The organism is Citrobacter sp. Cpo045 (assembly GCF_030332875.1).
Taxonomy (GTDB): Bacteria; Pseudomonadota; Gammaproteobacteria; order Enterobacterales; family Enterobacteriaceae; genus Citrobacter; species Citrobacter portucalensis.
This window is the reverse complement of record NZ_JAOWGZ010000096.1, coordinates 271,678-291,497: the sequence shown is the minus strand read 5'-3', so window position 1 is coordinate 291,497 and position 19,820 is coordinate 271,678. Positions and strand designations below refer to the sequence as shown.

Annotated in this window: 20 protein-coding genes; 6 read left to right on the top strand and 14 right to left on the bottom strand. The window is 51.6% G+C overall.

Going from position 1 to position 19,820, the window contains the following annotated elements:
• Nucleotides 1-4: 4 nt before the first annotated feature.
• The 9 genes from OGY13_RS12980 to OGY13_RS12940 form a co-directional block, all read right to left on the bottom strand.
• Nucleotides 5-1,006 (bottom strand): HAD family hydrolase, encoded by a 1,002-nt coding sequence (locus OGY13_RS12980; RefSeq protein ID WP_213752211.1) that lies wholly within the window; start codon nt 1,004-1,006, stop codon nt 5-7.
• Nucleotides 1,003-2,016 (bottom strand): BatD family protein, encoded by a 1,014-nt coding sequence (locus OGY13_RS12975; RefSeq protein ID WP_213752212.1) that lies wholly within the window; start codon nt 2,014-2,016, stop codon nt 1,003-1,005. The genes OGY13_RS12980 and OGY13_RS12975 overlap by 4 nt, the downstream gene beginning before the upstream one ends.
• Nucleotides 2,013-3,527 (bottom strand): tetratricopeptide repeat protein, encoded by a 1,515-nt coding sequence (locus OGY13_RS12970; RefSeq protein ID WP_213752213.1) that lies wholly within the window; start codon nt 3,525-3,527, stop codon nt 2,013-2,015. Before OGY13_RS12970 ends, OGY13_RS12975 begins: the two co-directional genes overlap by 4 nt.
• Nucleotides 3,524-4,501, bottom strand: a complete 978-nt coding sequence (locus tag OGY13_RS12965; RefSeq protein WP_071446458.1) for a VWA domain-containing protein — start codon at nt 4,499-4,501, stop codon at nt 3,524-3,526. The genes OGY13_RS12970 and OGY13_RS12965 overlap by 4 nt, the downstream gene beginning before the upstream one ends.
• Nucleotides 4,494-4,934 carry a DUF4381 domain-containing protein gene (locus tag OGY13_RS12960; RefSeq protein WP_213752214.1) on the bottom strand — a complete coding sequence of 147 codons (441 nt, stop codon included), beginning with the start codon at nt 4,932-4,934 and terminating at the stop codon, nt 4,494-4,496. Before OGY13_RS12960 ends, OGY13_RS12965 begins: the two co-directional genes overlap by 8 nt.
• Nucleotides 4,935-5,840 carry a DUF58 domain-containing protein gene (locus OGY13_RS12955; protein WP_153753081.1) on the bottom strand — a complete coding sequence of 302 codons (906 nt, stop codon included), beginning with the start codon at nt 5,838-5,840 and terminating at the stop codon, nt 4,935-4,937. It abuts the gene before it with no gap.
• The gene (locus tag OGY13_RS12950) at nt 5,840-6,844 is read right to left on the bottom strand and encodes an AAA family ATPase (protein ID WP_213752215.1); all 1,005 of its coding nucleotides are present in this window, start codon (nt 6,842-6,844) and stop codon (nt 5,840-5,842) included. The genes OGY13_RS12955 and OGY13_RS12950 overlap by 1 nt, the downstream gene beginning before the upstream one ends.
• Nucleotides 6,841-8,136 (bottom strand): anaerobic sulfatase maturase, encoded by a 1,296-nt coding sequence (locus tag OGY13_RS12945; RefSeq protein ID WP_213752216.1) that lies wholly within the window; start codon nt 8,134-8,136, stop codon nt 6,841-6,843. Before OGY13_RS12945 ends, OGY13_RS12950 begins: the two co-directional genes overlap by 4 nt.
• 81 nt (nt 8,137-8,217) lie before the next feature.
• Nucleotides 8,218-9,810: an arylsulfatase gene (locus OGY13_RS12940; protein ID WP_079934031.1), complete on the bottom strand. Its 1,593-nt coding sequence runs from the start codon at nt 9,808-9,810 to the stop codon at nt 8,218-8,220.
• A 626-nt stretch (nt 9,811-10,436) separates the two neighbouring features.
• On the opposite strand from OGY13_RS12940, the gene OGY13_RS12935 reads away from it, so the two are divergent.
• The 6 genes from OGY13_RS12935 to OGY13_RS12910 all read left to right on the top strand — a co-directional run bounded on the left by OGY13_RS12935 (nt 10,437) and on the right by OGY13_RS12910 (nt 17,658).
• Entirely contained in the window at nt 10,437-12,050 is a 1,614-nt protein-coding gene (locus OGY13_RS12935) for a mechanosensitive ion channel family protein (RefSeq protein ID WP_213752217.1), read from the top strand.
• Entirely contained in the window at nt 12,050-13,165 is a 1,116-nt protein-coding gene (locus OGY13_RS12930; RefSeq protein WP_375714245.1) for a BamA/TamA family outer membrane protein, read from the top strand. Before OGY13_RS12935 ends, OGY13_RS12930 begins: the two co-directional genes overlap by 1 nt.
• A 28-nt stretch (nt 13,166-13,193) precedes the next feature.
• Entirely contained in the window at nt 13,194-14,132 is a 939-nt protein-coding gene (locus OGY13_RS12925; protein ID WP_008784763.1) for a hypothetical protein, read from the top strand.
• 17 nt (nt 14,133-14,149) lie between these two features.
• A complete protein-coding gene (locus OGY13_RS12920; protein WP_250153083.1) occupies nt 14,150-15,262 on the top strand; it encodes a BamA/TamA family outer membrane protein in 1,113 nt (370 codons plus the stop codon).
• The gene (locus OGY13_RS12915) at nt 15,263-16,378 is read left to right on the top strand and encodes a DUF4056 domain-containing protein (protein WP_079934033.1); all 1,116 of its coding nucleotides are present in this window, start codon (nt 15,263-15,265) and stop codon (nt 16,376-16,378) included.
• Between the two features lie 92 nt (nt 16,379-16,470).
• Nucleotides 16,471-17,658, top strand: coding sequence for an OmpP1/FadL family transporter (locus OGY13_RS12910; RefSeq protein ID WP_060682211.1), 1,188 nt, complete (start codon nt 16,471-16,473; stop codon nt 17,656-17,658).
• Between the two features lie 292 nt (nt 17,659-17,950).
• On the opposite strand, the gene OGY13_RS12905 is transcribed toward OGY13_RS12910, so the two are convergent.
• The 5 genes from OGY13_RS12905 to OGY13_RS12885 all read right to left on the bottom strand — a co-directional run bounded on the left by OGY13_RS12905 (nt 17,951) and on the right by OGY13_RS12885 (nt 19,808).
• Complete coding sequence (locus OGY13_RS12905; protein WP_286637669.1) at nt 17,951-18,277, bottom strand: hypothetical protein; 327 nt, start codon at nt 18,275-18,277, stop codon at nt 17,951-17,953.
• Nucleotides 18,278-18,308: 31 nt separating this feature from the next.
• The gene (locus OGY13_RS12900; RefSeq protein WP_085353958.1) at nt 18,309-18,668 is read right to left on the bottom strand and encodes a hypothetical protein; all 360 of its coding nucleotides are present in this window, start codon (nt 18,666-18,668) and stop codon (nt 18,309-18,311) included.
• A gap of 35 nt (nt 18,669-18,703) precedes the next feature.
• Nucleotides 18,704-19,180: a hypothetical protein gene (locus tag OGY13_RS12895; RefSeq protein ID WP_286637665.1), complete on the bottom strand. Its 477-nt coding sequence runs from the start codon at nt 19,178-19,180 to the stop codon at nt 18,704-18,706.
• A gap of 1 nt (nt 19,181) precedes the next feature.
• Nucleotides 19,182-19,496, bottom strand: coding sequence for a hypothetical protein (locus OGY13_RS12890; protein ID WP_114049861.1), 315 nt, complete (start codon nt 19,494-19,496; stop codon nt 19,182-19,184).
• Between the two features lie 120 nt (nt 19,497-19,616).
• Nucleotides 19,617-19,808: a hypothetical protein gene (locus OGY13_RS12885; RefSeq protein ID WP_016157959.1), complete on the bottom strand. Its 192-nt coding sequence runs from the start codon at nt 19,806-19,808 to the stop codon at nt 19,617-19,619.
• Nucleotides 19,809-19,820: the final 12 nt, after the last annotated feature.

Below are 19,820 nucleotides of genomic sequence, written 5' to 3'. Positions count from 1 at the left end.
ATCGTTATGGTGATGATTTCACGACGCACTGCGCCGGGTCAAATACGGTCTTCCAGTCCTGTTTCATATCAACCACGGTCCAGCCATGCGATTTCGCCTGCGTTAATCCATCAACAAGTTTTCCGCTTGCGGGTGGGTGACTATCATAGGCGTATTCACGTGCGGCATCGGTATGATGGACCAGCAGTCCGAAGGTTTTCGCGTCCGGATTGGCGGCCGTGTACTGCAGCATGGCGAGATCGCCATCGCTATTGCCAAATGCGCCCACGGGGCGCTGCCCCATAAACAGGTGGATCGCCACGGGCTTGTTCGCCGCGTCATCATTGAAGGCTCCCGATATCGTCTTGGTGATTGTTGTCCCATCTCCGGATAACGCGAACTCGCCGAGCGCGAACGATCCGATCACCTGTTCTGGCGGAATACCATACATTTTTTGCGAGAGCACGCGCATGAAATCTATCCCGCCGCCGGAAACAATCCAGGTTTTAAAGCCATTCTCTCGTAGATAATCCAGCAACTGACGCATAGGTTGATATCCCATCTGGTCATACTGGCAGCCAAAACGTGGGTCTTTATGCGTTGAAACCCAGTTGGCAACCCGCTGAGTAAAGTCCTCCGTTGTCATGCCACTGTGCGTGAGCGATAGCAGGTGCATAAGCCCTTTTTCTCCTGAACCGACGACGCTTTTGAGGTCGTCTTTCAATACGGCCTGCACCAGCGGATCGTTCGACCAATTGGGATTTTCTGGGGCAAGACGTTTAATCTCGTCCAGCGCGAACTGGATCTGAAACGTCATCGGCGCTTCCGGCCACAGTGTCCCGTCATTATCAAATACGACGTAGCGTTTATCAGTGGGAATAAACGTTGGACGATCGGGGTTGGTGGCATTTTGTACCCATTCTTCAATAGCGTGTTTGGCTGCCGTGTCATTCCATGCGGAGAGGGGCTCAGCCGCGGCGGTGCTGCAAAGGCCGCATAAAGCCAGTGTAATTAACGTACGCTTCATTGTGAGTTCCTGTTATCTGGGGTTTGTCCCGGTAACGAAATCGGCTGCCAGAATCGGCACCAGCGGTGAGATAAATAACGCGCGCTACGCAGCAATGTGCGGCGGAAAATAAACATAAGAACGAGTAAAGCGAGGCTGCCCGTCAGCAGCAGCACGGTCGACCATGTGAAGGTGTCGCGGCTGCCTTTTAACACAGATTCTGCCCCAGCGGTGCGTGAAGCGGCAACGGTATATTTACTGCCGGGCAGTTCAGCGATTTGCCATTGCTGATGGGTTGTATCCCACCAACGTAATTTAATCGGCGGTAGTGTGATTTCTCCTGCAACAACCGGTAAATAGCGGAGTGTTTCCACGCGTTCAGCGCCTGTAATGTCACCGCGCCCCGACGTCAGCATACGGTTTTCTGGTGTCAACCGTTGGGTGTGCGTGCCGTTTATAGCATACAGCAGCTGTGGGATCTGAGCGGGCATCACATCGGTAGCGTTGGCTGTGACGACGCGTTCGATTACGTCACCGGCGCGCAGCGTTTTATCTTCACCACTGCGGTAAATATTGACCTTCTGGCTGAGCGAAAAGCTGGAAGCGGGCAGAAAACGGTCCGGTTGTTGGACTCCTGTCGGCCAGCTAACCGCCGTTTCCAGTGCAGGCAGTTTGACCGTAACGGGTGCTTGCCCGGATGCGGTTAATGTCATTTCGAAAGCCGGTAAATCCAGCTTACCCTGATCCCATGCAGTGATTTGGCGTTCCATGCGCACGCCGCTCCAGCTTGTACCGCCATCGTGACGGGTCAGCAATTGATTCGGTGACGTGCTGGTTAGAATATCGCCATTTTCTACTGGGAAATCGGGCCACTGCGGCGGCGGGTTAAACCAGGAATCTGTCCAGAACGTTACCGCTACCCGCACCGGCTGGCCAGGGACAACGTGTTCGGGGGCGATCAATTCGCGGGAGACCGTCATTGCCGCCTGGCAGGGAAGTACCGCCAGCAGTAATAACCAGATAAGCTTCATTGGTCTTCTCCTGGCTGGGTTCGGTAGAGGCTTTCTAACAGCCCAGAAGGTGAAACCGCCAGATTTTCATACCACTGATTCACCTGTGGATTCCCTCCGGCAATGGGCTGAATATCCTTTTGTTCTGCCCCCTGGTGGGGCTTCAGGTCGTGCTTAATTTCATCGGGTTTATAATCTTCTTCTTCTTCCTGAGCCGATTTATTTTCGCGCTCCTTTTGTCGCAGTTGCATGATGATTGCGGCGATTTTTGCGCGGTTACCCTGCGCCAGCTTCCAGTCCGGGCGCAGGCTTAACGCCCGATCGTAGCTGTTCAACGCCTGTTGCCACTGCTTTTGCTGGGCGTAGCTATTGCCTGTCCAGAGCAGTGCTTCCGGGGTTTGTTCCGCTTGTCGGAACGCGGCGGTAGCGGCGGGATAATTTCCCGCCCGATACCATGCGATACCTTGCCGGAGTGGATCGTTAAAATGCTGGGCCGCGCGGGCGTAATCCCCTTTGGAGAACGCACGCTGCCCCTGCACATCGGGGCTTATCCAGGCATCCAGCCAGGCGGCGTGGCCGGAAGGCTGCCAGAGCAGCAGCGGCGCGACCAACACCCAGCAAAAGAGCTGGCGTCGCCAGATTAACAGCAGGGCAAGTATTGGGATCGTTAGCATCCAGCCATCGTTCCGCCAGTGTAAATCGCTGCGGGCATTGTTTTGCGCGGTGACACTTTGCTGGATGTGGCTCTGTACCACGGGCAGGTCTTCATCATCGGTGGTTACCAGCGTGACCGGAATTCCGTCGTCACGCATCTGCTCGAAGCGCGAAACGTTCAACCGTGTATCCGTACCGCTGGCGGCATATTTCTCGGGCAGCGCGCCCCCTTGCGCGGTTCCGGGCACCCAGATTTGTAGCGGCGTATTTTGTTCACCAAGCCATCTGGCGTCTTCCGCGCTTAAGGTATCGGTCACGAGGATAATGCTGCGCGGCGCGGCGGGCATATTGTGCATTGCCAGCGAGACCGCATGTTGTAATCCAGAACCTTCGCCAGAGGGTAATAGTGCAGGCGTTTGCGCATGCAGGAACAGCGAGTAAAAGGCCGTATCGACGGTAAGTGGAGTGGTAAGCCAGGCCCCGGCGTTATAGACCACCAGGCCAAAGCGTGTTCCCGGCATGCGTTCCATCAGCGACATGATTTTGGTCTGCATCCGCTGATGTCGGCTGGGAGGCAGGTCGCTGGCAAGCATCGCGGTATCCTGCTGCAAAATCACCATCACGTTGCTTTCTGGCGTCAGGGCGGCGGGAAGCTGACGCTGCCAGCTTGGGCCTGCGAGCGCGATAACACCAAGCATCACCAGCCACGGCAGCGCCCGACTGAGTTTACGTTGTCGCCCGACGATCAGCGCGTTTGCTAGCGGCTTATCCATAATGCGTGACCAGGCGCTACGCCCGGCAGAGGGTAACCACCACAGCGCGATGGCAGGAATCAACAGCAGCAAACGCCAGGGGTATAAAAAGTGAAAATCACTCATGCCATTCTCTCCCTGAGCGCGCGATAAATATTAAAAGCCAGCAATAAAACCAGTGCGGCAGCGAGAGGCCAGGCAAACAACGGTATTCGCCATGACCAGCCAATACTCTTCACCTGCACCGGCGTGATGGCGTCAATTTCTTGCCAGACCGCATCCAGCGACGCACCGCTGTTCTGCGCCGTCCATGCGCGCCCGCCGGTGGTATGGGCGATATCCTGCAAAAGACCTAAATCCACCTTGTCATCGCCGCTGCTGTTGACGTCGCCAAAAGCGATGGTGTGGACCTGTACGTGATGGCTGGCCGCCAGCTGTGCGGCAAGGCGAGGTGTCAACTGCGAAGCTGTGTCGTTACCGTCGGTCAGAAGAATGGCCAATTTGCTGGCTTCATTATCACCGCTGGAATCTAACAGTTTCACCGTCACGCCCAACGCGTCGCCAATCGCCGTCTGTTGCCCCGCCATGCCTGGCGCAAGCTGATTGATACGGGTTTCCAGCGCCTGTTTATCCTCACTGACGGGCGCAAATGGCCAGGCGCTGTTAGCAAAGATCACCAGACCGATACGATCTGATTTGCGGGCGGCCACGAATTTTTTAACCGATTCCTGCACCGCCTGTAGGCGCGTGATGCCTCCTGCAACATCGTTTTTCTCCATGGAGCCGGAAACATCCAGAATCAGCATGATGTTGCGCATTGGTTTTTCAATATGCTGTGGCGGAGTCAGTAATTCCGGGCGGGCAAGCGCGCAGACCAGCAGCGCCCAGACCAGCCAGAACAGCCCGGTCGATAACTTTCCGCTGTGGGCAGGCTGGCTATTGAGCTGGAGTTCATTGATCAGCCCGGGCAAAAAAGGGACCCGAACATACTCTTTAAGAGAGCGCTCTTTGGCCATCACAAAGCGGCCTACCAACGGTAGGATAAGTAGCAGCCAGGCCCATGGCCAGGCGAACGCCAGGCGTGAGAAGTATTCAGACATGGGGTAGTCCTTCAAGCCAGGTGCGAAGCTGCACACGCAGCCGCGCGGTATCGGCATCACTCAACTGGTTGTCTGGCTGACAGTATCGTTCGCAAAGACGTTGGCGCAGCGCATTATCCAGTGGGACGGACGGGAGCCATTGGGCAGGGTCCAGCGCACCGCTAACCTGTTCACGCGGCTGATGCACCAGCAAAATACGTTTGATCAGCAGCAGCCAGCTGTCCACCGTTTGTGGTTGAGTGAGGGCCGTCAGGGCCTGACGACGCCACAGATTACGGCGCCATCTGGCGACGCGAAAGATGAGAAAAACCAGTATCACGAGAAGCACGACGCCGCCCAGAGCGAACCATCCCGGCGGCAGGGGAAACCATGACGGTGAATCGGGGAGAACCGGTTCCGCCAGTTCGGGTACCGTAATTCCTTTCTCCAGCATCTAAACCCCTTTTTGTAGCTGTCTGAGCAGATCCCCGGCGACAACAATCTGCTTCACCTGGACGCCAAGCCGCGTGAGGCGCGACGCCTGTGCCGAAAGCCGCGCTGTAATACTCTGTTTGATGCCGTCCTGTAGTTCAGGCGAGAGTGAAAATGCCGCCTCTTGCCCTTCATAACGGGCCGCCAGTCGCCCGTGAGCAGGCAGGCGCAAATGCAGATCGTCGAGCATCACGAACGCGCTCACTTCTCCCCGACGGCGCAGGGCCGCCAGCAGTGCATCGCATTCACTATCCATATCGTGAAAGTCGCTGATTAACGCGACCCAGCAGCCGGTTGGAATCAACGGCAGGCTGTGGCGCAGGATGGCTGCCAGCGTGAGCGGATGGGGGGCTTCATGCGGATAGTTGTCCGCCACGGCGTGGTTGTACTGCACTAAATCGTCGAGAAATGCAGGGAGTGAAGCGTTTGGCGCACGGCATTTGCGCAGGGAAAAGTCCTGGTCACCAAAGACGATACCGCCTAAACGATCGCCGTCGTGCCAGCTGCGCCAGGCCAGCAGCCCGGCGGTTTTAGCCGCAGCGACGGATTTTGTCTGCACGCGCGTCGAAAAAAACATATCCCGCCGCTGGTCGACCAACAAGAACACGGGACGTTCTTTCTCTTCGTTATACAGGCGAATCCACGGCGTACGCATGCGCGCGGTGGCCTGCCAGTCAATCAGCCGGACGTCGTCGCCGGGCTGATAGCGACGCAGGCTGTCAAAGTTCAGCCCGCGACCTTGCTGTCGTGATGTGCGCTCTCCGCCAAGTGCGCCTGGTGGGATCTGCCCTGGCGGATTGGCAATGGCTCGCGCATCGCCAGCGAGCTTCAGCAGCGTATCGCGGTCAACGCGAACGGCACTGTTCATCACGCTACCACGGCATCAAGGAGCATCCGTACGGCATCATCCGGCGTGCAGTTGTCGGCGCTGGCCTGGTAGCTGAGCATCAGGCGGTGGCGCAACACGGCCGGGGCTATCTTTTTAATGTCTTCTGGCAGCACCGCATCCCGACCTTCCAGCCAGGCCTGCGCGCGACCGCAACTCTCAAGGGCCAGGGTGCCACGGGGACTAATGCCAAAGGTCAGGTACCCGGCCAGCGTATCGCTCACTGACTGCGGATGGCGGCTTAAGTCCACCAGATTGACGATATAGTTTTCGACAGTAGAGGAAACATGAACGGCGGAAATAGCCTGCCAACATTCGGCAATATCTTGTTGGCTAAGCATCAGCGCATCGGGTTGGTCAGGTGCGGCCGGTGTGACGTTCGTCAATTGTTGGTACTTTTTCTGCTGTTCTCTGCGCACCAGTTGCATCACTTTCTGTTCGTTTTCTTTAGACGGGTAATGCACCAGCACCTTCATCAAAAAACGGTCCAGTTGGGCTTCCGGCAGCGGCCAGGTTCCTTCCTGATCCACCGGGTTTTGCGTGGCAAGGACCATAAAAACACCGGGCAGAGGCCAACTGTTGCCCGCCACCGTTACGTGACGTTCTTCCATGGCTTCCAGCAGAGCGGACTGCACGCGCGCCGAGGCGCGGTTAATTTCATCGGCGAGAATGATATTGCCGAACACCGGGCCAGGGCGGAAGCGGAACTGATCCTCTTCGCGGGAAGCGTTTTGCTGATAGATTTCGCTGCCGGTGATGTCTGAAGGCAGAAGATCCGGCGTGAACTGAATACGGCGGTAATCCCCCTCAACGTGGCGCGCAAGCTCACGCACAGCGCGAGTTTTCGCCAGACCCGGTAGGCCTTCCAGCAGAACGTGTCCATCACAAAGCAGGGCGATGATCAGCATGCGCACCAGCTCTTCCTGACCGAGAACCTGCTCATTCATGCGTTGTTCAAGTTGTAATAATTTTTCTCGATTTATCATCGGCGTAGCCCTGCAAAATCACGTTTAAGTAAGGTTGTGATGCCCACCAGAATCGGCTCGGCATAGTTAAAAAAGGCTTTAATGCCCGGGCAAAGGTAGTTCAACCCCAGCTCGCCGTCCGGTGCGCGTACAATGCGGTTTTTCGGGCATTCGCCCCAGCACAGCTTCAGATAAGGGCAGGTTTTGCAGTAGTTGGGTAGCGTGTCGCGCTTGCCCATGCCGAAGGCTTTTTGCCGTTCGGAAAAAGCCAGGTGTGAAAGTTGGGCATGTTCAATATTGCCGATCTGGTACTCGGGATAGACGTAGTGATCGCAGGAAAAAATATCGCCGTTTTTCTCGATCGCCAGCCCTTTACCGCAGAACTCTGAATGGGTACAGATTTGAGCAGGCATTCCCATAGTCTGCGCGACCGCCGTTTCGAACAGATTGACCTGTACGCGGCCCAGATCGTTATTAACCCACTCTTCAAACACGGCGATCAGAAATGTGCCCCAGTCCTCCGGGTCAACTGACCAGTCGGTGACGATCGAATCAAGATCGCCAGGGCGCGCGCGGCGGCTACCGGTCAACGGGATGCTTTCGTCCTGCCAGAACTGTGGTGCGGTTTGCTTGAAATCGACCGGTTCGACGCACGGGTTAAACTGTACGTAGGTTGCGCCCAGTTCACGGGTGACGAAGCGGTATACTTCCAACGGAAAGCGGGAATTGGTGCGGTTTACCGTGACCAGGGCGTTAAATGGGACGCCGTGACGCTTGAGGGCCTCAACGCCCGCCATCACTTTGTCGAATGTCGGTTTGCCGCTACGGGTGACACGGTAGCGGTCATGCAGTTCTCGTGGGCCATCAATTGACAGCCCCACCAGAAATTGATGTTCTTTAAGAAATTCAGCCCATTTGTCGTTCAACAACACGCCATTAGTTTGTAAATCGTTCTCGACGCGCTGGCCGGGCTTCTGGTACTGCTTCTGAAATTTGACTACTTTCTGGAAGAATTCCAACCCCATCAATGTGGGTTCGCCACCTTGCCAGGAAAAGACCACCTGGTCGCCGTCCTGGCCATCAATGTACTGGCGAATGAAATTCTCTAGCACCTCATCGCTCATGCCAGTATGTCTGTCCTGATGCAGCAGCTCTTCTTTGTGCAGGTAAAAACAGTAGGAACAGTCAAGGTTACAGGTCGAGCCGGTGGGCTTGGCCATCACATGAAAGCGGCGCTTGTATTCTGGCCCTTTGCCGTCATATTTTTCCGCCGACGGAAGCGCTTTAACCGGTAGTGTGGTGCTGTACTTCATATAGCAGACCCCTAACAAGAAAACGTCACTACTCTTCAAAAAACGGGCAGGCTGTCTGAACAGCCTGCCCGGAGGCTTAGGTTATTTATTGATATTAGAGCCTTGTTCCAGCATCGCCGAAGCGTCGGAAATGGTGAACGAACCCGGTTTCTGACGCGGTGGGAACTCTTTGAAGGTTTCCAGCATCTCTTTCGCGTATTTCTGCGCGCCGCCCATAAGGAACAGACGGTCGTAGAACCAGGAGTTGTAGCCCATACCGTCGCTGCCTTTCTCCAGCGGATCGACTTCAAGGTCAAAGATCAGTGGCGTACGCAGCTTGGTGAACGGGTATTTCCATAGATCAAGACCGGTATGCTCCTGAATCATAAAGTGAACTTTCCAACGCTCGTAGCGCATAGCCAGCAGATCGCCGTCATCGCTCCAGTAGAAGAACTCTTTACGTTGATTCGGGCCCTTGCCCTGAAGGTAGTCGAGCTGGTTGTAGCCATCCAGGTGCACCTTGTAGGTAATGGACGGCGTTTTGTAGCCTTTTAACAGCTCGTTTTTAATGTTCGGATCGCCTGCAGCCGCAACCAGGGTAGGGAACCAGTCGTTACTGCCGAAAATGCCGTCAACGATGGTGCCAGGCTTAACGTGGCCCGGCCAACGAATCATCGCAGGTACGCGGAAACCACCTTCCCAACCGGTGTTCTTCTCGCCGCGGAAAGGCGTTTCGCCTGCATCCGGCCAGGTTGCTGTCATCGGGCCGTTATCGGTGGTATAGACGAGGATCGTATTGTCTTCGATGCCGAGATCTTTAATCTTCTGCAGCACTTCACCAATCATCTTGTCATGTTCCACCATGCCGTCGGCGTAGGTTCCAAGGCCCGTAGCACCAATGCTCCCGTCTTTCAGGTGCGTTTTGTTATGCATACGGGTGGTATTGAACCAGGTGAAGAATGGCTTACCGGCTTTAACCTGACGTTCCATGAAGTCGTTGTTGGCCGCGAGCGTTTCTTCGTCCACGGTTTTCATACGCTGGACGGTAAGCGGACCGGTATCTTCAATCTTGCCATCGGCGGTGCTCTTAATGACGCCACGTGGGCCAAACTCTTTGCGGAAGGCCGGATCTTTCGGGTAGTCCGGGTTCTCCGGTTCTTCTTCGGCGTTCAGGTGGTAAAGGTTACCCATGAACTCATCGAATCCGTGCGCGGTTGGCAGGAATTCATCGCGATCACCGAGGTGGTTTTTACCAAACTGGCCAGTAGCGTAGCCCAGTTGCTTCAGGATGTTCGCAATGGTCGGATCTTCTTTTTGCAGACCCTGTGGCGCACCCGGCATCCCCACCTTACTCATCCCGGTACGGAACGGCATTTGTCCGGTAATGAATGAAGAACGGCCAGCGGTCGAGCTTTGCTCAGCGTAGTAGGAGGTGAACTTGGCACCTTCGGCAGCGATGCTGTCGATATTTGGGGTTTTATATCCCATGGTGCCCTGATTGTAGGTACTCAGGTTCCAGTAGCCGATGTCATCACCAAATATAACGACAATATTTGGTTTAGATGAGTCTTGCTTTGGCGCATTTTCCGGTGCGGTAGATGTCGCCGGTGCAGCATGAACAGTGGACACAGCGCCAGCTGCTAACGTTAGCACACTGGCAATCATCGTCCTTCTAAAAGGGACACTTTTATGCATGGTGGGGAACTCCGTTCATTAGGAAAGCCTTTTGAGTATAGACACGAAAAAAATCCTCCAAATTTTTTCTAATGGAGGTTAATTACTTTCACAAGATAACTATTCGAGAATTCCTGCAAAAATATGAATAATGCAGGGCATATCTTTCGCATCGTGATTAATTTAATGCAGCTTAATTAAGGCGGAGGGGTTATTCCATCTGGAAGTTATTTAATAATAAATTATGGAAGAAGTTATCATTATTGGATTTCAACATAATGCTGAATCGATGCAACACACACTGACAGTTAATTTTATGCACCAGGACGCTATGCAAGCCTCGCGGATACATAGCTGCCAAATGCTCTATTCAGGTCAAAGAGGTGCTATTTCTTTACGAATGGATACGCTGACTGACCCCGTAGGGAAGCGTTATTTACCTTTTTATCAGACGGGATAATCAAACGCTTATATTTAGTGATGAGGAAAAGAACCTTTGAAAGACAATGTCATCTTTCACATGAAATGAAGATCTCTTTATCACTAACATTGCGTAAGTGAAAGGCTGGTCTATGCTAAAAAAAGCAATCAAATTTGCGTTGGCTTTTTGAATAATAACGATAATTCTCGCGTTTTCGGTGGCGAATATGAACAGGATTGTGATCGCTTTTTTAATGTGCTTTCTTTCCTCTTTGGTTGTTAACACATATGCGGCGGAACCTCGTCAGGAGCCCACCGAAAAGGAACGCGCGCGAACGGTTTATATTTTTCATCAACCGATTGTCATGCTCCAGGCGAAATTCGGCCTTACCACGCCAGAGGAGCGGGTGCTGCGCATCCGCAATACGCTACGAAATTTCACTGAAGCCGATGTTCGTGAACCGCTACAAGTTGTGTCGGTCACGCGTTATAACCAGCCGGGAAGGCTTATCGTGATGAACGGTAAACCGGTGATGTTGCTGACACAAGGCGATCTCGACGAAGGAGACGATCTTACGCTCGACCAGGCGGCTCAGCGCGTACTGGCGCGCATGGAGGCGCAGCGGTCTGCATTGAGCGATCAGTATAACAGCGGCTGGTTGGCGCTGTCGGCGGTGAAAACGGTGGCTGGTCTGGTGGGACTGGTACTGTTTTGGTTCGGTGCATACCGTTCCTGGCGTTGGGTCAGACGCGTTTATCGTCGTCGCATTTTTGAGAACAAAAGCTGGATCCCCCAGAGTTGGCGGCGTTTTATCGGCGCTATCGAGACACGCCTGTACGCACTGTTGATGATCCTGCTGGGTATCGTTGCACTTTACGTTTGGCTGAGTTGGGTCTTTAGCCTGTTTCCCTGGACGCGCATCTGGGGAGAGTCCCTTGGTGACTGGTCTGTACGCGTAGTGCGTGATATTGCATTGTCGATTGTCTCAGCGTTACCTGGCTTGATGATCGTCCTGATCATTTTTCTCATCACGGCCTTCATCCTGAAGTTGCTTAAAGTGGTTCTCAACCAGGTGGAGGCAGGGCGTTTGCAGTTGCCTGGAATTCACCCTGAAACCGTGGGCGCAACCCGGAAGTTGATCTCTGTGGTGGTGTGGCTCTTTGCGCTATCTGCAGCCTATCCCTTTTTGCCCGGAGCCAATTCACTGGCGTTTAAAGGTATCAGCGTTTTCTTTGGCCTGATGCTCACGCTGGGGTCGGCCGGGGTGATGAACCATGCAATGAGCGGACTGGTTTTGATCTATTCGCGCGCGCTGCGCAAAGGCGACATGATTCGGGTAGCGGACAACGAGGGATTGGTAAGCGAAATTGGTATGCTCGCGACCAAAATTATCACTCGTGAAAATTACGTGGTCACAGTGCCAAATGCGGTAGTGGTTAGTGGAAAAATTACTAACCTTAGCGCGCAAAGCACCAACGGCGGCGTCAACCTGACGGTCGGCGTTACCATTGGCTACGACACGCCCTGGCGCCAGGTCCACGCAATGCTGGAGTTGGCAGCCAAGCGTGCCAAAGGAATCGATCTTTCACAGCCGCCGTTGGTGCGTCAGCTGAGTCTGATGGACTGGTATATTTCCTATGAATTGCAGGTGCGCCTGCTGCCGGATGTATCTCTGGCAGATGCCCGTAATGAACTGCACAGCAATATTCAGGACGTCTTCAACGAATTTAACGTGCAGATTATGTCTCCGAATTTTGTGCTACAGCCAGAAAACAGCGTGATGGTGGCCAAAGAGAATTGGTATACCGCACCCGCAACACCGCCAGAAGGCGGGAAATAATGCGTTGGCTTTTTCTGCTAATTCCTCTGCTGTGCTGGCGCGCTATGGCGACAGGGCTTATTGATCCTGAAGACGGCATGGTGGACATGAGCCGTTATTTACAAGAAAACCCGTACGGTTTTCTACCGATTCCGCTGGTTATTACCGAACCGGCCGTTGGTTATGGCGGCGGCCTGTTCGGTCTGTTTCTGCATGGCAAGGGACGACAGGTTGATGGGCAGTTTATTCCTCCGGCCATGAGCGCGTTTGGCGGTGGCGGAACGCAAAACGGTACCTGGTTTGTAGGTGGGGGGCATCGCCACACCTGGCAGGATGACCACATTCGCTATCTGGTTGCAGGAGGCTATGCCGATGTCAATCTGGATATATATTCCGGTGACGTATTTGGCTTTGGCAATAACCGGGCCGTGGAAACCGAAACTCGCGGTTATGGCGGTATGCAAAAGCTTCTCTTTCGCGCAGGGGATTCTCCCGTTTTTCTGGGAGCATCACAGTTCTGGGCAAAGATGGATATCTCTGCCCGCAATAATCCGCTCGTCAACCAGGTATGGCGGCAGCTATTGGGTGAAAGCAGCATCACCTCTGCATTGGGACTGGTAGCGGAATACGACACAACTGATAACTTCTTTTGGCCCGGACGCGGGCTTTCTCTTAGCGGCGAGTATCAATTCTACGGCCACTATCTTGGGGGCGACTATCGCTACGACCTGCTGACGCTCGAAGGCAAGTTTTTCCTGCCACTGAACGCCGACTGGACGCTTTCACTTGCAGGGGACTATCAAACGCTGTCGCAGCAGGATAAACATCTGCCACCAATGGCGCGCCCTTATATCGAACTTCGTGGTATCTCTCGCTATCGCTACCAGGGGGATGACGTGAGTACCGTTCAGACGCAGTTAGCCTGGCAAATGTCGTCGCGTTGGATTGTTTTGGGTTTTGTCGGTGCTGGAAGTGCGGCAGACAGTACATCAGAGCTTTACCGTAGCGCAGAAGTGGCCTGGGGCAGCGGTATTCGATATTTGATTGCGCGCGAATACGGACTGCGTACCGGTGTAGATGTCGCTTTTAGCGATAACGAACAAGCAGTTTATTTTAATGTTGGCTCTGGCCTGTAGGGATGAGCGGAATGAATGAGGACAAATAATGAAATGGTTCCACGCGGTTGTTCCGTTGCTGTGGGTTTCCGGCGTGGCCAGCGCAGCTGAAACTGATGCCAGCACGTTTCCGATTTGGGGCGAGGAGGCCAGGGCGCGGGGATATGCCATTCCGCTACCGTTTGGCATCAACCTGAGCTATATGAACATGCGGCAAAATATTGATGTCGATAGCATCAGTTTTTCCGGACTGGCGCTTGGCAATCACCCGATTCCTGTCGATATGTTCAATATTGATGCCGGCCATACGCGTGAACAGAGCAAAACTGAAAACCTACGTCTGGACATGTGGGTCTTCCCGTTTTTGAACATTTACGGGCTGGTAGGGCACACACGCGGATCGTCGGTCTCGAATGTTTCAGTAGATGCAGACCCTTCGCGCTACACCGGTGTTGACCGCATTATCGCATCATCTGTGCATCAGCTTTATCAGAGCGGTGAGCTACAGGATATTGATTTTGTTCTCGATTTTAAAGGCACAACCTGGGGAACCGGTATTACTTTGGCAGGAGGATACGAAAACTGGTTTGCCCTGGTGGATACCAACTATACCCGTACTGATTTTGACATTCTGGATGGCAAAATTTCAGCCCTTACCGTGTCTCCCCGTGTTGGATATCGCTTTAAATTTCAGGGGCCGGTGGGCGAATCGCATCTGAGCGTCTGGGTGGGGAGTATGTACCAGAACGTGCAGCAGGAGTTCAGGGGTAGCCTCTCCGATCTGCATATGCCCGCTGAGCTTCAGCCACTGATCCAGGCCGTAAACCAGGATGGCAACGGGCGATTTGATGTTAAACAGAATCTGACCTCTCCGTGGAACATGCTGCTGGGGACTCAGTTTGAAATGACGCCACAATTTAACGTCCTGACGGAGTTTGGATTTAACGAACGCAATAGCTTCTTTATTGCCGGTGAATATCGCTTCTGATGAACGGTTTTCGCGTCATGTTGACATCGCTATTGGCTCTGACGACCTGGTCTGCGGAGGCGTTAACATTGGATCAACCCTCAATTGACGCTTTCCTCGGGAAGCTGGGTGCGGATAACCAGTACGATCCGGCAAAAGGGGTGAACTGGAGCGTGTTGCCGGGGCCATTTTACACTCCAGAGCTGAAGCTGGGTCTTGGCATGGCGGTGGCGGGGATCTACCGGGTGGATGCGGCAGATAAAACAACTCAGAACTCTTCTGTTTCCTTGACGGGTTATGTCAGTGCCAGCGGGGCGTTGGGAATGGGGATCAGCAGTTACACCTTTTTTACCGACGACCGTTGGCGATTGTTTGTGGACGGCTCAGTGAACAAAGTGCCAACGGGTTTTTGGGGCATTGGCTACGACGCAGCCCAGGGTAATGAACAGGATTACACCAACAACTCCGTGAGTTTGCATCCTGTATTGATGCGAGAAATCGCTGAACGCGTTTATCTCGGCGCGGGTTGGGATTTTTCTTCTATGCAGGCGGACGTTGACGATCCGCATCAGGGGGACGTGTTCAGCCTAAATAATGCGCAGACATCGCCGTTATCGTCTGGACCCAGTGTAAGTATGAGTTACGACACACGTGACGTTGTCACGCGCCCGCAGCATGGACACTATTTTAAGCTGGAGTACACCTGGTTTGATCCGTCTTTTGGTTCAGATACTCATTTTACGGCAGCACAGGTTCAATACGATCGTTACCTTTTACTTGATGACAGGACTGTGCTGGCGTTCGATTTATGGGGACGTTTCACTCGTGGAGACGTGCCGTGGGATCGTTTATCAATGGCCGGAGACGACCGCCGTCTGCGGGGGTATTACCAGGGGCGTTATCGGGATAAGGATGTGGTAAGTGGGCAGGTGGAGTATCGAAAAAAACTCAACTGGCGACATGGTTACGTGTTGTGGTTGGGCGCAGGAGCTTTAGGCAGAAACATTGACGATATGGGACATCATCCGATCTTACCTAATGCGGGTGTCGGTTATCGCTTTGAAGTGAAGCCCGCCATGAATATCCGCCTGGATTTAGGTTTTGGGAGAGAGAGTGCAGGATTCTATTTTCAAATTGCGGAGGCATTCTGAATGGCTAAAGGATTTCTGTTTTTACTGCTGGTAGCCGGATTCGCCTGCGCGGAAGTTCCTGGCCTCACTCTTAAACAAGCGCATAAGGCATATCCCGTTGTCGGCCATTTAGCACCGCCGGAGTCACTACGCCCATGCTGCGCGTTTGGCTATGATCTTCATGTCAGGGCGATAGGTGTGCCGATCCCTGTCTACCAGATTGGCAATGTATTAACGTTAGATTCACTGGGGCGTCATCACTATAACGATAGTGCGTTGGGGGCCGTGAAAAATATCGTTGGACTGAGTGAGGAAAAAAACGGACTGCTTTATACCCACCGTGGGGGTTTTATCGACATAGCGCACGTTCGCGATACGGCGGATAACACCTTTTACCTCTTTTCTCGTATTTATCCAAAACTTGGTCAACAGTGGCGTTTTTTTTACAGTGAAGAATTGGGCGTCAGACGGATACAGCTACACGGTTTCACACCTCCTGCAGCAATGGCGCAGCGTTACACATTGGCCGCCTGGTTGGCGGGGAATCTGGCCTTTGAACTGGCTCAATGGCACGAAATTGCACAGTGGTATGGATTCGAGTCTGTTCCCGGTTTTTCTGAGCAGATTTCTGCATTTTCCCCGGAAGATCTCTATTCAAATCTACTGGGTGCGCGTATCGCCATCAACGTGATTTTACAGGGCAGGGTGGAATCCATTGCGGCCTACAACGCGGCGGTGGATCGCGAACTGCAGCGGGTTTTACTGCAACTTGGCGTCGCAACCCGGACTGAAACTGAGCGTAAGTTTCGCGAATTGGACGGTGACTGGTGGAACAGTAAACGTAGGGTTCCAGATAAATTTCTGGTGTTAAAGCGTAACTATAATCTTGAGCATAACCGGTTACCAACCCCAGTTTCGTACGAGAACGCCACGCCACTGCAACTGACTTTTCCCGCCGTGATCGAAGGATATCGGCTTGCGCGCCTGGGCGAGTTACAAATTTACCCGGGCACTTCCATGCAATCGCTTCCGCGACCGAAAACTTATTACGCACCAGATAGTTTTCAGTCCCTGGCTGACACAGCGAGTGAAGCAGACAAAATCCAGCTCGAACGTATGCACAAGTCGCGCTTTTAATCCGGTGCTTTTGCCTGACAATTTAAATGCTGCGAGCTACGCTTTTACAGACGCTAACTACTTCAATAATGAAGAAATTCTGCAGGTGGCCTATGAAAAAATTGACCTTGATTTATCTTAGTCTTTTTTGCTCGCCGTTAGCACAAGCTAGCGCACTCTATTTTTATGAAATAGGCACCGAAGATACGGCTTTGGCAGGGGCGGGGCAGGCAGCGCGTGCACAGGATGCCTCCACCATCGTGACTAACCCCGCAGGAATGACGCGACTTCCGGATCATATGTTCACCGGTGGATTACAGGCAATGGATGGTGATGTGTCCTACACCCTTGAAGACGAGACGGGGCGTAAAAGCCCCGGTGACATCATGCGCTTCTTTCCAAATGCCAGCGCATTCTATGCCCAGAAGGTGAATGACGATCTTTATGCTGGTATTGGGCTATACGGGAATTACGGTCTGGGGATCGATTTTGGCAATTGGTCCGGCGACCGGCTGATTAAGAAAAGCACCATGGTTGCGATGACGCTCAGTCCATCGCTGGCTTATAAGCTTAGTGACAGGGTTTCCGTTGGGGGCTCTGTAAACGTCAATTACGGTTTTCTGTCACTCACTCGAAATGTTGATGGCAACGATGAAAAAGAAAAGGATCATGACTGGGCGATGAGCTATCGTCTGGGATTATTAATGGAACTGACCGATCAAACCCGGGCCGGTATCGCCTGGACCAGCAAAACTGAGTACGATTTTGATATTGACGGCAAAGCGCGTTTCCCGAACTTACCGAACGTGGAATACGATTTGCCTATTTCTGCGCAGGTACGTGCTCCACAGCAGATTATGTTAAGTCTGGTTCATGACATTAATAAACAGTGGTCAGTGATGGGCGATCTTGGCTGGCAGGACTGGAGTCAGTTCGGCGCGCCGCAAATAACGGTGGTCGGGCAAGAAGTTGATAAGTCCAGTCGTCTTAAGGATTCGTGGCATACAGCTTTAGGTGTGCAATTTCGACCTACGGAACAATGGCGTTTGAATGCGGGCGTAGCTTTTGATAGTACAGTCTATAATTCGCAAAGCGATGTGGCGCTGACGTTGCCGACCGGTGATGAATGGCGATTTGCTACCGGAGCGCAATATCAAATTACACCACAAAGCAATATCGGTGCTGCTGTGTCGTATCTGCATATGCAGTCGTCCCACGTACAGTCACCATCAATTTATCAGGGGAGTTACGATAATCCGTATCTGTGGTTTGCCAGTGTGAACTACAGTTATCAGTTCTAATGTTCAGTGAAGTGAGAGTCGCGGTGGAATTGTAGAAGACATAAAACAGCTATTTGCAGAACCAGCTGTAGTCGAGAGCCATCATCCAGAACTGTTAGCGCTGTTGAGGCAACTGCGCTTGAAAGGGTTTTGAGGCGTCATTATTGAGCAGCACAAGGATGACTATAAAACATCAGATTCAGCCTCTATCTACGTTGGTGCGCATAATGTACGACACGTTATGTTGAAAAGGCCGCTGCGAAAATCCCTCCCGCAGCGGCCTCTTTAGCATAACGTCATTGTGCGAACCGTATTAGCAGTTCCAGCCTTGCCACATTGGAGTGTTTTTCTCTGTTACGCTAACCCAATCAGCCAGCTCGTCTATCTTTGTTTGGGCCTCTTGATCATTCATATTATTATTATCCAGCTCTTGCCAAATCCATTCTAAAAAATCTCCAGTTTTGCTTGGATATGCAATATAGTCTTGATCGAAGTTTGCATATAGGATTGGCTCCCCATTCGGCTTGCTATCACCATTTATTGCTATATGAGAGATATGCCAACCTGTCGCTGTTTTTTCCATGGTGTAGGTGTCTGTATGATTCCATCGATTACTGTGAACAGTAAATTTAAATGACATTTTTATTTCCTTTCTCTTTTGTCTATTTTACTTAGAAATGAAGGTCTTTAGTTTGTGTGAATTTTTCTGTTGCCACATCATCGACAATAAACTCATATTTTACTAACCAAGAATGTAATGCGTCTACATCCTGAACAAAATTGAGGCATAAATTTTCATTTTTAAATACTGGGGTGTATTCGTTGTGCATGCCGACATATACAGGGATATTGTTCTCTTTTATTTCCAATCGACCTTTTACACATCGATCATATGTGCCGTCGGAAAATGAAAGGTTAATTGCATCAATTGCATTGAATTTAGTAGGATACGGGAAGTTTTTGCTATAAAAGTTTTTAATGATTGCGAAGATTTTATTTGTCGTGATTTCGAGAGTCTTTGTGCTTTTCATTAGCAAGTCCTTTGTTGTATGTTATAACCATATGATTACAAACGAATTATTTCACTATAATCATCATCTAACTCTTTGATTTCTAATGGATGTGTTCTTTCTGCAATGACATCATCAAACATTTTTACATTCGCCCATGAGTACCATGAGTCATCATTTTTTCTACCATGATTACGTTCCATATCTGGAACAAAAAGTATTTCAGACTCATTATTCACTCTTGGTGTTATATCCTTTAATTTACCATCCTCTTTGATAACAGCATGAAATTCAGCTTCTGTGAATGAATTTTTTCTATCTTCCCAGAACATCCATCCATAAATAACGTCAGCATTTTTTGACTTAACGTAATCCTCACAATTATTGAAGCAATATCCTGCTCGTGAGTTTTCCGATAATGTAAGTGGCAGATAGACAGGGGATTCCTTAACACCTAATTCATTTAAGATTTTTTTAATTGCTGCATTTACTTTTTTTGGTGTTTTAGGTTTTAATTTCATATTGACTGCCATATTAGTCCTTTAAATAGTCTGGTTTAGGTGTCAGGCCAAAAAGATCATTTTGTATTAACGGTACGATTTTTATATACCAACCATCTTCAAGTTTACTGTATGTATTGAGTGCTTCTAACTGGCTATCTGCAATATATGCTGCCTCTAGATCTCCAGTATAAGCATCTGTTAGCCCCATTTCAGAATGTAGGAGTTCAACAAATGCTTTCTTTTCAGTGTGATATAGCGCATACCCTACAACGCTGGGATCTGTTTCAATAAGACCAAGCTCTTGTTCAATTTTTTTAAGTTGTTTTCTCAGTTTGTGTTTTTTCATTTTTCGTCCTTAAGAACACACCTCGAAACGAGTCCAGTGTTGCAGTTTTTTGCCGCGAAGCGGTTCGGGGTTCTGTGACACCCGAACTTTACCGTGGTTTCCCACGGTATTTTTCTAATCTTACTCGCTGGACTTGGTTGTGTGAATCAGATCCTTTGCTGCATCTTTTGCATAATTATCAATCAGATGATTAACGATATCAGTCCAAGTGATCGCACGTCCAGCGGTATGACTGGCATCGATCGCCAGCCGTTCGAGTTTTAGCTTTCGTTCAGCCACGATAGCCATAGTTGTTCGTTTTGGAGTTGCCATTCCACACCTCAG

Excerpts from the sequence above, each read along its gene's own strand:
- OGY13_RS12980 (WP_213752211.1), bottom strand. The coding sequence starts at position 1,006 with ATGAAGCGTACGTTAATTACACTGGCTTTATGCGGCCTTTGCAGCACC.
- OGY13_RS12975 (WP_213752212.1), bottom strand. The coding sequence starts at position 2,016 with ATGAAGCTTATCTGGTTATTACTGCTGGCGGTACTTCCCTGCCAGGCG.
- OGY13_RS12970 (WP_213752213.1), bottom strand. The coding sequence starts at position 3,527 with ATGAGTGATTTTCACTTTTTATACCCCTGGCGTTTGCTGCTGTTGATT.
- OGY13_RS12965 (WP_071446458.1), bottom strand. The coding sequence starts at position 4,501 with ATGTCTGAATACTTCTCACGCCTGGCGTTCGCCTGGCCATGGGCCTGG.
- OGY13_RS12960 (WP_213752214.1), bottom strand. The coding sequence starts at position 4,934 with ATGCTGGAGAAAGGAATTACGGTACCCGAACTGGCGGAACCGGTTCTC.
- OGY13_RS12955 (WP_153753081.1), bottom strand. The coding sequence starts at position 5,840 with ATGAACAGTGCCGTTCGCGTTGACCGCGATACGCTGCTGAAGCTCGCT.
- OGY13_RS12950 (WP_213752215.1), bottom strand. The coding sequence starts at position 6,844 with ATGATAAATCGAGAAAAATTATTACAACTTGAACAACGCATGAATGAG.
- OGY13_RS12945 (WP_213752216.1), bottom strand. The coding sequence starts at position 8,136 with ATGAAGTACAGCACCACACTACCGGTTAAAGCGCTTCCGTCGGCGGAA.
- OGY13_RS12940 (WP_079934031.1), bottom strand. The coding sequence starts at position 9,810 with ATGCATAAAAGTGTCCCTTTTAGAAGGACGATGATTGCCAGTGTGCTA.
- OGY13_RS12935 (WP_213752217.1), top strand. The coding sequence starts at position 10,437 with ATGAACAGGATTGTGATCGCTTTTTTAATGTGCTTTCTTTCCTCTTTG.
- OGY13_RS12930 (WP_375714245.1), top strand. The coding sequence starts at position 12,050 with ATGCGTTGGCTTTTTCTGCTAATTCCTCTGCTGTGCTGGCGCGCTATG.
- OGY13_RS12925 (WP_008784763.1), top strand. The coding sequence starts at position 13,194 with ATGAAATGGTTCCACGCGGTTGTTCCGTTGCTGTGGGTTTCCGGCGTG.
- OGY13_RS12920 (WP_250153083.1), top strand. The coding sequence starts at position 14,150 with ATGTTGACATCGCTATTGGCTCTGACGACCTGGTCTGCGGAGGCGTTA.
- OGY13_RS12915 (WP_079934033.1), top strand. The coding sequence starts at position 15,263 with ATGGCTAAAGGATTTCTGTTTTTACTGCTGGTAGCCGGATTCGCCTGC.
- OGY13_RS12910 (WP_060682211.1), top strand. The coding sequence starts at position 16,471 with ATGAAAAAATTGACCTTGATTTATCTTAGTCTTTTTTGCTCGCCGTTA.
- OGY13_RS12905 (WP_286637669.1), bottom strand. The coding sequence starts at position 18,277 with ATGTCATTTAAATTTACTGTTCACAGTAATCGATGGAATCATACAGAC.
- OGY13_RS12900 (WP_085353958.1), bottom strand. The coding sequence starts at position 18,668 with ATGAAAAGCACAAAGACTCTCGAAATCACGACAAATAAAATCTTCGCA.
- OGY13_RS12895 (WP_286637665.1), bottom strand. The coding sequence starts at position 19,180 with ATGGCAGTCAATATGAAATTAAAACCTAAAACACCAAAAAAAGTAAAT.
- OGY13_RS12890 (WP_114049861.1), bottom strand. The coding sequence starts at position 19,496 with ATGAAAAAACACAAACTGAGAAAACAACTTAAAAAAATTGAACAAGAG.
- OGY13_RS12885 (WP_016157959.1), bottom strand. The coding sequence starts at position 19,808 with ATGGCAACTCCAAAACGAACAACTATGGCTATCGTGGCTGAACGAAAG.